Annotated in this window: 10 protein-coding genes; 6 read left to right on the plus strand and 4 right to left on the minus strand. The window is 30.3% G+C overall.

Features of this window, described 5'->3' with window-relative positions; all coding sequences use genetic code 11:
- The first annotated feature begins 331 nt into the window (after positions 1–331).
- A complete protein-coding gene (locus KVH43_RS09825) occupies positions 332–1663 on the plus strand; it encodes a replication-associated recombination protein A (RefSeq protein WP_218282363.1) in 1332 nt (443 codons plus the stop codon).
- A gap of 38 nt (positions 1664–1701) precedes the next feature.
- On the opposite strand, the gene KVH43_RS09830 is transcribed toward KVH43_RS09825, so the two are convergent.
- The 4 genes from KVH43_RS09830 to KVH43_RS09845 form a co-directional block, all read right to left on the minus strand.
- On the minus strand, positions 1702–3717 hold the full coding sequence (locus KVH43_RS09830; protein ID WP_218282364.1) for an MFS transporter: 2016 nt from the start codon (positions 3715–3717) through the stop codon (positions 1702–1704).
- Positions 3692–4591, minus strand: coding sequence for an ABC transporter ATP-binding protein (locus KVH43_RS09835; RefSeq protein WP_218282365.1), 900 nt, complete (start codon positions 4589–4591; stop codon positions 3692–3694). The genes KVH43_RS09830 and KVH43_RS09835 overlap by 26 nt, the downstream gene beginning before the upstream one ends.
- Complete coding sequence (locus tag KVH43_RS09840; RefSeq protein ID WP_218282366.1) at positions 4566–4973, minus strand: GntR family transcriptional regulator; 408 nt, start codon at positions 4971–4973, stop codon at positions 4566–4568. The genes KVH43_RS09835 and KVH43_RS09840 overlap by 26 nt, the downstream gene beginning before the upstream one ends.
- A gap of 385 nt (positions 4974–5358) precedes the next feature.
- Positions 5359–6645, minus strand: a complete 1287-nt coding sequence (locus tag KVH43_RS09845) for a homoserine dehydrogenase (RefSeq protein ID WP_218282367.1) — start codon at positions 6643–6645, stop codon at positions 5359–5361.
- Between the two features lie 213 nt (positions 6646–6858).
- On the opposite strand from KVH43_RS09845, the gene KVH43_RS09850 reads away from it, so the two are divergent.
- The 5 genes from KVH43_RS09850 to trmL all read left to right on the plus strand — a co-directional run bounded on the left by KVH43_RS09850 (position 6859) and on the right by trmL (position 12049).
- On the plus strand, positions 6859–7653 hold the full coding sequence (locus KVH43_RS09850) for an SDR family NAD(P)-dependent oxidoreductase (protein ID WP_218282368.1): 795 nt from the start codon (positions 6859–6861) through the stop codon (positions 7651–7653).
- A gap of 52 nt (positions 7654–7705) precedes the next feature.
- The gene (gcvPA, locus tag KVH43_RS09855) at positions 7706–9106 is read left to right on the plus strand and encodes an aminomethyl-transferring glycine dehydrogenase subunit GcvPA (protein WP_338028337.1); all 1401 of its coding nucleotides are present in this window, start codon (positions 7706–7708) and stop codon (positions 9104–9106) included.
- 37 nt (positions 9107–9143) lie between these two features.
- Positions 9144–10712, plus strand: coding sequence for an aminomethyl-transferring glycine dehydrogenase subunit GcvPB (gene gcvPB / locus KVH43_RS09860; RefSeq protein WP_218282369.1), 1569 nt, complete (start codon positions 9144–9146; stop codon positions 10710–10712).
- 399 nt (positions 10713–11111) lie between these two features.
- Positions 11112–11573: a chemotaxis protein CheX gene (locus tag KVH43_RS09865; protein WP_218282370.1), complete on the plus strand. Its 462-nt coding sequence runs from the start codon at positions 11112–11114 to the stop codon at positions 11571–11573.
- A 5-nt stretch (positions 11574–11578) separates the two neighbouring features.
- On the plus strand, positions 11579–12049 hold the full coding sequence (trmL, locus tag KVH43_RS09870; RefSeq protein WP_218282371.1) for a tRNA (uridine(34)/cytosine(34)/5-carboxymethylaminomethyluridine(34)-2'-O)-methyltransferase TrmL: 471 nt from the start codon (positions 11579–11581) through the stop codon (positions 12047–12049).
- Positions 12050–12068: the final 19 nt, after the last annotated feature.

Raw genomic sequence — 12068 nt, forward strand, 5'->3', positions numbered from 1 at the left:
ATGATAGAACGTCAAGTAGTTAATGAGGTGATTTGACAAAAAATGACCAGAATATAAGCAAAAAATAAGCAAAAGGATTCCACTTTTTTATATTGATGTTGTTTGTCTATAGATAGTTGCTAATTATATAGATAAACAAATTCAAAACGAAATATAAAGAACAGTTCATTCCAGATAACTTCCTATATGTTATAAAGATGGAAGTTGATGAAATGATGATATGTGATTATAGGAGTTTTCATGGAATGTTTTTTATTTAAATATTTTGGAATGCTTAGGATATATGATACACTGTAATTGAATTTTATTTTCATAAGAAAAGGTGAGAGATATGGATTTGTTTGATATGGTAAGAGAACAAAATATAAAAAAGGATGCTCCATTAGCAGAAAGGCTAAAGCCACAAAGATTAGAGGATTTTGTTGGTCAAGAGCATATTTTAGGAAAAGGAAAACTTTTGTGGAGAGCAATAAAGGCAGATAGAATTACATCACTTATTCTTTATGGCCCTCCAGGAACAGGAAAAACTAGTTTAGCTAGAATTATTGCTAATTCAACAAAATCAAATTTTGTTCAATTAAATGCAGTTACATCAGGAATAAAGGATTTAAAGGAGGTAGTAAAAGAAGCAGAGAATGCTCTTGGTATGTATAATAAAAAGACAATATTATTTTTGGATGAAATTCATAGATTTAATAAGGCACAGCAAGATGGATTATTACCATATGTTGAAAATGGTACACTTGTATTGATTGGTGCTACAACAGAAAATCCATTTTTTGAGGTGAATAATGCGTTGATTTCAAGATCTATGCTTTTTCAATTAAAGCCATTAGATGAAGCTGCTATGAAAAAAGTAATTTATAGAGCTATAACAGATGTAGAAAATGGGTTAGGCATGTTTAGGATTGATTTAGAGGACGAAGCTGTAGATTTTTTATGTAGTGCTGCTAATGGAGATGCAAGGAAAGCATTAAATGCATTAGAGCTAGCTGTGCTGACAACAGAAAAAAATGAAGAGGGAAAGATTTATATAAGCCTTAATGTGGTAGAGGAATGTCTTCAGAAAAGACATATAAATTATGATAAGAATTGTGATGCTCATTATGATGTGATTTCAGCTTTTATTAAAAGCATGCGAGGATCAGATCCAGATGCGACGCTACATTATCTTGCTAGAATGCTTTATGCTGGAGAAGACCCTGTATTTATTGCTAGAAGAATTGTTATTGCAGCATCTGAAGATGTAGGAAATGCTGATCCAAATGCATTAGTAATTGCAAATAGTGCTGCACAAGCAGTCAAGTTTATTGGAATGCCTGAAGCTAGAATTATTCTTGCACAAGCAGCTGTTTATGTAGCAACATCTCCAAAAAGTAATGCAAGCTATGTAGGAATAAATAATGCTTTAAAGGACATTGAAAATAGAGATATTGGAATAGTTCCTATGCATATTAGGGATATGACTGCTAGAAGAATAGAAAATAATTACAATCCTAAAATGAATAATAGCGTATATTTATATCCACATGATTATCCAGAAGGTTATGTAAAACAGCAGTATTTGCCAGATCGTTTAGTGGGAACGAAATATTATTATCCTAAAGAAAATGGATACGAAAAAAATATTGTTCATAGGCTCAATGCTTTGAAAGAAAAATAAAATGTCAACATGATGTGCTGTTGACATTTTATTTTTTTCTAAAAAGATGCTTTTATAAAGTCTAATGCATTTTTTTGTGAATACCATCCAATTATTGTATTTCTATTTTTCAAGTAAAAGATAACACAATATTTTCTATCCTTTAAAGAACTCATATTATAAGATTTTAAAAGCTTTTCTATATTATTTTCATCTTTGATTACTATTGCTTTGTCTTTTAGTTCTTTTATATGTGTAGGATCAAATTTTGATATTTCTTTATAAATTATATCTGGATTTGTTGAATCTTTTATTTTTGTAACAACGGCATATTCGATATCCTTAGGCAGTATTCTTACATTTTTATAGTATCCTTTTTGTTTTAACCATTTTTCGAGTCCATTATAAGACTTTTTCAAATCTAAATAAATCGTTTTAAAATCATCCTTTTGTTTATAAGATGCTTTTTCTAAATTTTTAGGATAAACAATACGAATCTCTGCCCACTTTGCTTGATTAGAATTCATTTCTTCATAAGTTTGATTAATTATATCTTCCTTGAGAATATCAACAAATTCTTTGATTTCATTTTGATTGAAAATTGTTATTTGTCTATCTACATTATACGCTTCTATATAAATACAATCTATGTTGTTTACATCTGTACTAAATATTTTATTATTAATAATTTTGTATTCCTTTGATTCATATATTTTCTTTATATATGGATTTTTATATTTCATTGCATAGGGAATGGAGTATTCTCTTATTAATGTATTTCCATTTTTGTATTTATATCCTATTGCAACAGATGTTGTTCTTTCATCTCTTGTTTTTATACTGTTTTCTATTGTTTTTTGATTATTTATAATCATTTGATGAAAATTTTGTATATTTATAAGATTTTCTTTTTCATGAAATAAATGATCATCCTCTTTAAAAGTGTTAGTATGATGATCAAAATATGCACCTTCTATGTTTTTTATATCTGGCAGGCGCTTTTCATATCCTGTTAAATCTAATTCTATAGCACCTATTAAAAGAATCATGATTATAATGAATGGTACAAATCCAAATAATCTGTGAAATATCCATATGGATTTTTGTAATATCATTTCAGCTATAATATATCCAAACAAAGCTCCTATGAAAAATCCAAAATATAACCAGCTTTGTGTATTATTTGTTATTTTCGAAAAATATAGTCCTCCTAATATCATTGTACAAAATGTAACACTATATTTAAATAATGGTTTTAATATATTAAAAACAATAGTATCGGTAGCATTTTCAAGATTTCTTTTATGATATAAAACTTTTGAAGCGAAAAACAATCCAACCAACAGTATAATATACCATAGCATTAATAAATGACTTATTTCTGAATGGTCAAAAATATGTGTTATAGGCATAATATTTACAGCAAAATTTTCTAAAATGAAATAATTAGGAACAAATCCAAATAATAGTTTATCTAAAAATAGCATAAACAATCCTGTAAAGCCTAAAGGTAAAAATAAAAATATTAAAGAAAGTATACCTTGAATAAAAGATACTCCACTTATCATTCCTGTAAAGATGGTTATGAAAAACGTTGTATAGTTAAGAAGTAAGGTAATAAAGAACCAATGGTATATATCAGAAATAGCAATCGTTGTATTTATGTTTTTACATAGATTAGAATACGTAATAAGCATAATGATAAAGTTGAGTAAAACAGGTATTAATAGAATGATTATGCCTGATAAAATGTGACTGTTTAAGAGTATATTTCTTGTAAATGGTAAGGCATGAAGCATTCCTGATGAATTTTTTAGTTGTAAATATCTAAAAATAAGAACACCTAGTATAATTGGAATTGCTATTGTACAGATAATTTCAAGGCCATTGTGCTGTATATTGATAAAATTTTCAATGGTATAATAAACTCGATCTGGATGTTCAATATTTACTATAAAAATATATAAAGGACCTGCAAAAAGTAAAAGTAAAAAGTATAGAAGTCCCATTCCCCAAAATCTTTTTAAATCTTCTTTTATAAGTGTTTGATTAAAAAATGATGTTTTCAATTTCATAGCCTATACCCCCTAGCTCATATATAAATATTTCTTCTAAAGAAAGTGGCAATATATCCAATATTATTGGTTGATATTGTCTTAATGTAGATAACACCTTTTCCTGTTCTCCTTTTATTATGAATAAGTGAACACTTCCTGTCTTTTTTTGATGCAGTATATTTAGTTTTTTATGCAGCTCTGTTGGGAAGCCGTCTTTATATACAACTTGAATCTTATGTATATCAGACTTTAAATTATCTAAATTATTTTCAATAATCATTTTTCCTTGATGCATTATTCCCACATGATCGCATATGTTTTCCAGTTCCTTTAGATTATGAGAGGATATTAGTACAGTTGTCTGTCTTTCTGCAACATCTTCAATTACTAAATTCCATATTTTTTTTCGCATCAATGGATCAAGGCCATCGATTGGCTCGTCAAGAATCATAACTTCTGGCATCATAGATAAAATAAGCCAAAAGGCTACTTGCTTTTGCATTCCCTTTGAAAGCTTGTGAATTTTTTTGTTTTCATTTATTTCAAATACTTGTTTTAATTTTTCATAGCGTTCTTGATTCCAAGTAGGATATATGTTTTTATAAAATGTTGCCATAGCTTTAATAGTATATTGAGGAAAAAAGTATAAAGCATCTGGTATATAACCTATTTTGGCTTTTAATTGTGAATTTTCGTATACTGCTTCTCCTAAGATTTTTATTTCTCCTTGATCTTGCTTGTATATTCCTGTAAGGTGCTTTATCAATGTAGTTTTTCCAGCTCCATTTGAACCGACCAATCCGTAAATAGAACCTTTTTGTATATTTAAGTTAACATTTTTTAATGCTTGGAAATTATCAAAGTATTTATCTAGATTTCTCACATGAATCATTTTTTTGTCCTCCTTTCATGTTTTCGTACACTTCTTCTATCAAATTCAATAGCTCTGATTTGTCTAGACCTAAATAGATCAGCTCAGATAAGTTCTTTTTTATTTCATTTTTTAGTCGTTTCAATTTCTCTTCATCTACCTTTTCTATTTGCTTTGCAACAAAATTTCCTCTTCCTCGTACAGTATAGATGTAGCCTTGCCTTTCTAACTCTCTATAAGCTTTTTGAATAGTATTTGGGTTTATAGTGAGTTGTTTAGCTAATTCTCTGACGGATGGTAATTTCTCATCTTCCTTGAGTACAGTATTTATAATTAACTGTTTAAATTTTTCTACTAGCTGTTCATAGATTGGTTTTCTACTTTTTAAATCTATTTGTATCATTTTACACCTCCTTAAAAAATATTATATGTATTATGTGTATTATTAATATTAATACACTTAGGATTATATTCCATTTTTATATTTTTGTCAAATATATTTATTATAAATAAACAACATCAATATTAAAAAAGAAATATATAAAGATAAGTGAATGACTTTGATAACTTTTGTAAAAAAACTTACTGAAATTTCATAAAAAATACGTTAAGAACCTTCATTGTTTGAACGAAGTGAGTTTTGAAGGTTTAGTATTTTTTCATGGAATGAAGTTTTGTTTTTTCAAAAGTTATCTGGAATGAACTATCTTTTATATTTCATTTTGGAGTTAGATCCCTATATATTAAAAATCAAAAATTTAACCCCCACTGTTAAAAGTGGGGGTGCATTATGATAGATTTTCTACTCTTAATATACTTGCAATTTCATTTACAAATCTATTTTGCTTTATTTCTTCTAATGCTTTATCTAATTGATTACGTTCTACTTCGTGAGTGATAAAGATGAGCGGAACAGATTGATTTCCTCTTGCTCTTTGTACTACAGATTCTAGACTTATATTATATTTTGAAAAGGTTGATGCAATCTTTCCTAGTACTCCAGGCTTATCTACTACTTCTGTATGAATGTAATACTGGCTGATTCCTTCACCGATAATGTTTAAATTTATTTCTTTAAAAGGATCAATAGATTGATTTTTATAATCTGTTTTAATGATTTTGCAGATCTCTAAAATGTCTCCGACTACAGCACTTCCTGTAGGCATAGAACCTGCTCCTTTGCCGTAAAGCATTAGTTCACCTACAGCATTACCTCGAATAAAAAGAGCATTAAATTCATTGCTCACAGAAGCTAGTGGATGATGAATAGGAACTAATGTAGGATGTACGTAAAACTCGAAATTTTTATCAAGCTTTTTTGCAGCAGCCAATAATTTTATTTTATATCCTAATTGAGAGGCGTATTCGATATCCTTTTTAGAAATTTTAGTAATCCCTTCTCTTGGAATTTCATTAGGAGAAATTCTTATGCCAAAAGCTACAGAAATTAAAATAGATAGCTTAAAGGCTGCATCTTCTCCTTCTATATCAGATGTTGGGTCTGCTTCTGCATAACCTTTTTTTTGGGCTAATTTTAAAGCTTCATTAAAATCCATTTCAAAGTCGCTCATTTGTGTAAGGATATAGTTTGTTGTTCCATTGATAATCCCGACAAGCTCATCAATTTTATTAGCAGAAAGACTTTGTGTTAAAGTATTAATAATAGGGATTCCTCCACCTACGCTTGCTTCATATCTTAATGCCACGCCATATTTTTTTGCTAATTCATAAAGGATATCACCATAGGTTGCAATTACTGCTTTATTGGCTGTAACAACATGTTTTCCGTTTTTAAAGGATTCTTTAATATATTCAAAAGCAGTATCTATTCCTCCCATTACTTCAACGATTATATCAATTTCAGGATCTTGAATTATTTTATTAGGATCAGTAGTTAATATTTCTTTTGGTACAGAAATATCTCTATTTTTCTGTATATCTCTAACTAAAATCTTTTTAATTTCTATGCTACTTCCAATATAGCTTTCAACTTTATTTTTATTATTTTCTATGATATTCCATACTCCTTTACCAATATTACCAAGACCTAACAATCCTATTTTTATATGTTTCATATGTAATTCCTCCTATTTTTATTGTGTTGTGTTTGCGAAATAAATACAAATGTTCGCGAATAAAAAACTATGGCATAATATTAACATATTTTTATAATGTATACAATATGTTTTTATAAAAATATTCACATATTATTATATTTTGGTATAGATTGTACGTGTATAGGAATATAAATGAAATAGACTAAATTTAAAACATATTGGGGGGATTATATGCTACAAAGAAAAGATTTTTTATCATTGGAGGGTAGGGTTGCTGTTATTTCAGGAGCGGCAAGTGGAATTGGATTAGCTACAGCACAGCTTTTATCAGCTTATGGTGCAAAAGTAGCAATGCTTGATGTAAATGAAAAGGGAGAAGAAGAAGCTGAGCTTATTAGAAAAGAAGGAAGAATAGCTAAATTCTATAAATGTGATGTAACATCTATTAAAAATGTAAAAGAAGTTGTTGATGCTATAAAAGAAAAGTTTGGACGTATTGATATTTTATTCAATAATGCAGGTGTTACAGTTAGAAAGACAGTTGTTGGATTAAATGAGCATGAATGGGATTTTGTATTAGATGTAGGGCTAAAAGGTACATATTTATTATCTAAGCATGTGATTCCAATTATGGCAGAAGGTGGCGGTGGTAGCATTATTAATACAGGTTCTGGATGGGGATTAAAAGGAGGAGATAATGCAGCAGCTTATTGTGCTGTAAAGGGAGGAATTGTTAACTTAACTCGTGCTATGGCAATAGATCATGGAAAGCATAATATTCGTGTAAATAGTGTTAATCCTGGAGATACGGATACAGAAATGCTTAGGGAGGAAGGTCGTCAAACAGGGATAGTTGTAGATGAAAAAACACAGAAGAAATATCTTATTGATTGTGGAAAAGACAGACCGCTAGGAAGACTTGGAACTGTAGAAGATATAGCAAAAGTAGTACTATTTTTAGCTAGTGATCTCTCAAGCTGGATGACAGGTAGTGCAGTAGTTGTTGATGGTGGTGGAATAGCATAATTGGTGGTTGTATAAAAGTATTAAAAGCTATAAACATATAGGAGGGAAAAAAATGAGCATACAAGGATTTAAATCACATCCATATATTCCAAATTCTGTTGTAGATGTACAACAGGAGATGTTAAAGGAAATAGGAATAAATAGTCTTGAAGAGCTTCATGCAGAAATTCCAGAAGAGATAAAGCTTAAGGGAAATATGAATCTTCCAAAGCCTTTTAGCTCTGAATATGAATTAAGACGACATGTTGAGGGATTATTGAAAAAAAATAAAACTTGTAAAGAAAATATTAACTTTTTAGGGGCTGGTTGCTGGCAGCATTATGTACCAGCTATATGTGATGAGATTAACTCAAGAGGAGAATTTTTAACTGCTTATGGTGGAGAGCCATACAATGATTTTGGAAGATTTCAAGCATTATTTGAATATCAAAGCTTAGTTGCAGAGCTTGTTGATATGGATGTAGTAAATGTTCCAACTATGGATGGGGCACAAGCAGCAGCTACAGCAATTAGAATGGCAGGAAGAATAACAAAAAGAAATGAAGTATTAGTGCCAAAAGCTATGGATAAGGAAAAATTTTTGATTATGAAAAATTATTGTGCAAAAGATTTAACCCTTATTAAAGTAGATTATGATATAAAAACAGGACAATTAGATATTGAAGATTTAAATAAAAAAATTTCTGAAAAAACGGCAGCAGTATTTTTTGAAAATCCTTCTTTTCTAGGATTCATTGAAGAACATGGACAAGAAATTTCTGATATTGCACATAATGCAGGAGCCCTTAGTGTTGTAGGAGTAGACCCAAGTTCGTTAGGGGTAATGATACCTCCTAGTCAATATGGTGCAGATATTATTAGTGGAGATTTGCAGCCATTAGGGATACATATGAATTATGGTGGAGGACAGTCAGGATTTATGGCTACTCGTGATGAAGAAAGATTTGTAATGGAATTTCCATCACGTTTATTTGGAATAGCACCAACTATCGTTGAAGGTGAGTATGGATTTGGAGATGTTGCTTATGATAGAACTTCTTTTGGTCATCATAGACATGAAGGAAAAGAATATGTTGGAACGCAAACAGCACTTTGGGGGATTACAGCAGGTGTATATCTAGCAACAATGGGGCCAGTTGGTATGTTTGAATTAGGTCAAGCTATTATGCAAAAATCTCAATACGCAATAAAAAAAATTAATGCAATAAATGGTGTAAAGGGTTCATTATTTGATGCTGTAAGCTTTAAAGAGTTTGTAGTAAATTTTGATGAAACTGGAAAAACGGTAAGAGAAATCAATAAATTTTTAATAGAAAAAAACATATTTGGTGGAAAAGATTTATCAAAAGATTTTCCAGAGCTAGGAGAAAGTGCTTTGTATTGTGTGACTGAAGTGCATACAAAGGAAGATATTGATCGATTGGTAGCAGCTCTTGAAGAATGTGTGAAATAATAAGTTGAGATTTTGGGAAGAGAAAGGATGGATAAGAATGAAAAGGATCAATAGAAACTACAAAGTAAGAAACTTTCACCAAGCAAAATGGGATGAACCGATTATATTTGAATTGAGCAAAAAGGGAGAAAGAGGAGTTTTAGTTCCAAAGGCTGAAGATGAAATTGTAGATTTGGTTGGAGATGGGATTTCAAAGCTTCCTAAAAATATGATGAGAAAGGAAGCTCCTAATTTGCCAGAAATATCTCAACCAAGAGTGTTAAGACATTATATGCGCTTGTCTCAAATGACACTAGGTGCAGATGTAAATATAGAAATTGGGCAAGGAACTTGTACTGTAAAATATAGTCCAAAAGTAAATGAGCAATTAGCAAGAATGCCTGAAATGACAGAAATACACCCACTTCAACATGAAAGTACTGTTCAAGGTATTTTAGAAATTATGTATAAAACAGATCTTTTAATGCGAGAAATTTCTGGTATGGATCGTTTTACATTCCAGCCGGGTGGAGGAAGTCAGGCTATTATGACTATGGCATCCGTAGTGAGAGCTTATCATCAAGCTAATGGGTGCGAAGATAAGAAAGATGAAATCATTACAACTCTTTATTCGCATCCATCAGATGCAGCAGCTCCAGCATTGATGGGATATAAAATTATTTATATTCATCCAGATGAAAATGGGTATCCAGATTTTGAAGCTTTTAAAGCAGCCGTATCTGAAAGAACAGCAGCATTTTTTGTTGCAAATCCAGAAGATACTGGAGTATATAATACTAGGATACAGGAATTTACATCTCTTGTACATGAAAATGGAGGGCTTTGCTGCTATGATCAAGCAAATGCAAATGGCTTACTTGGTGTCACAAGAGCAAGAGAAGCAGGCTTTGATATGTGTTTTTTCAACTTACATAAAACATTCTCAACACCTCATGGTTGCGGTGGACCTGCAACTGGAGCTATGGGAGTAACAAAAGAATTAGAAAAATTTATGCCAGCTCCACTAATAGATTTTGATGGAGAAAAATATTTTTTAAATTATGACATTACAAATAATTCATATGCTGTAGGGAAGGTTAGATTATTTAATGGTGTAGCACCTGTTGTGATGAAAGCTTATGCATGGATTATGAGCATGGGTCCAGAGGGATTGTATGAGGTTGCTAAAATAGCAGTGCTAAATAATAATTATTTATTTAAAAAGCTCATGGAGTTAGATTGTGTAGATGCACCATACATTAGAGGAAAACAACGCATAGAGCAAGTTAGATATACAATAGAAAAATTAACTAAAGATACGGGTATTAAGACGGAAGATGTACAAAGAAGGATGATGGATTTTGGTATGCACTATTGGACTAGTCACCATCCATACTATGTTCCAGAGCCAATGACATTAGAGCCTACCGAAACCCCATCAAAAGAAGATTTAGATGAATATATTGCGACTCTTGAATATATATTTAAAGAAGCTTATGAAACACCAGAAAAATTCAAAAATGCACCATATTGTAGCTCGTGTCATAGAGTTGATGAATCATATATGGATGATCCAAATAAATGGGCAATAACTTGGAGGAGTTATCTTAAAAAATCTACTGTTTAATAAAATTTATGAATGATCCTTTTCAAAAGGGTCTTTTTTTTTGAAAAAAGATCAGAAACTAAAAGTTCGATTTTTCCAAAATTGTATAAGAATTACATAATTTTCTCATACTATGAATAAAAAATTTTATTTGAGGTGATTGTGTGAGAAGAGATAGGAAAGTCAGTGGATACTCATGTTATTATTATTACTGGAACAGATCCAATTGCTACGGATACAATAGGAGCAAGAAATTATATTAGATAAAAACAAAATAAAAAACATACATGGAAATCAATAGGAGATAAAAAACATAGAGAAAATTATCTAAAATATGTGAAAAATGTATAAAAAAATCATATAAATATGATATAATAACAGCAATAACCTTACACTCTAGCATAAGAAAGGAGTATTACAATGAATGTAGAGTTGATAAATCCTTTTATAAAAGCCAGTAAGGATATTTTACATCAAATGGCAAACATACCATGTGAGATGGGAAAAGTGTTTACTAGAGAAGGTTCTTTTGACGGTTCAGATGTAATGATCTTTATAGGATTAACTGGTCAATTAAAAGGACAAGCAATTTTAGGAATGAATGAAGATATGGCAAGAAAAATTGCTTCTAATATGATGGGCGGTATGCCAGTTAACAATTTAGATGACATTGCGAAAAGTGCTATTTCAGAACTTGGGAATATGATTTTGGGAAACGCAGCCACACTACTTTATAATAAAGGTATTACAATAGATATTACACCACCTACTCTTTTGATTGGAGAAAAATTATCTGTATCTACAAGCTCAAAGGAAACAATTACCGTTCCATTGAATACAGATTGTGGTATAATTGAATTAGATATTGCAATAAAGGAGTAGATAATATGTCTATAAATATAGTATTGTTTGAACCAGAAATACCACCAAATACAGGAAATATTGCGAGAACTTGTGCAGCAACAGGAAGTAGATTACATTTAATAAAACCTTTAGGATTTTCAATTGATGATAAGCATTTAAAGAGAGCTGGATTAGATTACTGGGATTTGTTGGATTTACATATCTATGACAATATTGATGAATTATTTGCTAAATATAAAGGTGCGAAATTCTTTTTTGCAACAACAAAAGGAAAAAATTTCTATACGGATATGAAGTATGAAGACGAATGCTTTATTGTATTTGGAAAGGAAACGGCTGGTTTGCCAAAAGAAATACTTAATAAAAATGAAGATAATTGTATAAGAATTCCTATGGTTAAAAATGAGAGAGCAAGATCTTTAAATTTATCAAATTCTGCTAATATCATATTATATGAAGCATTAAGACAAACAGGTTTTGTAAATTTAGTGTAAAGGGCGCATGTGCGCTTTT

This window comes from Crassaminicella indica, from assembly GCF_019203185.1.
GTDB classification, from domain to species: domain Bacteria; phylum Bacillota; class Clostridia; order Peptostreptococcales; family Thermotaleaceae; genus Crassaminicella; species Crassaminicella indica.

Coding starts and splice junctions, on each gene's coding strand:
- gcvPA (WP_338028337.1), top strand. CDS start 7,706: ATGAGCATACAAGGATTTAAATCACATCCATATATTCCAAATTCTGTT.
- KVH43_RS09845 (WP_218282367.1), bottom strand. CDS start 6,645: ATGAAACATATAAAAATAGGATTGTTAGGTCTTGGTAATATTGGTAAA.
- KVH43_RS09850 (WP_218282368.1), top strand. CDS start 6,859: ATGCTACAAAGAAAAGATTTTTTATCATTGGAGGGTAGGGTTGCTGTT.
- KVH43_RS09865 (WP_218282370.1), top strand. CDS start 11,112: ATGAATGTAGAGTTGATAAATCCTTTTATAAAAGCCAGTAAGGATATT.
- KVH43_RS09840 (WP_218282366.1), bottom strand. CDS start 4,973: ATGATACAAATAGATTTAAAAAGTAGAAAACCAATCTATGAACAGCTA.
- gcvPB (WP_218282369.1), top strand. CDS start 9,144: ATGAAAAGGATCAATAGAAACTACAAAGTAAGAAACTTTCACCAAGCA.
- KVH43_RS09835 (WP_218282365.1), bottom strand. CDS start 4,591: ATGATTCATGTGAGAAATCTAGATAAATACTTTGATAATTTCCAAGCA.
- KVH43_RS09830 (WP_218282364.1), bottom strand. CDS start 3,717: ATGAAATTGAAAACATCATTTTTTAATCAAACACTTATAAAAGAAGAT.
- KVH43_RS09825 (WP_218282363.1), top strand. CDS start 332: ATGGATTTGTTTGATATGGTAAGAGAACAAAATATAAAAAAGGATGCT.
- trmL (WP_218282371.1), top strand. CDS start 11,579: ATGTCTATAAATATAGTATTGTTTGAACCAGAAATACCACCAAATACA.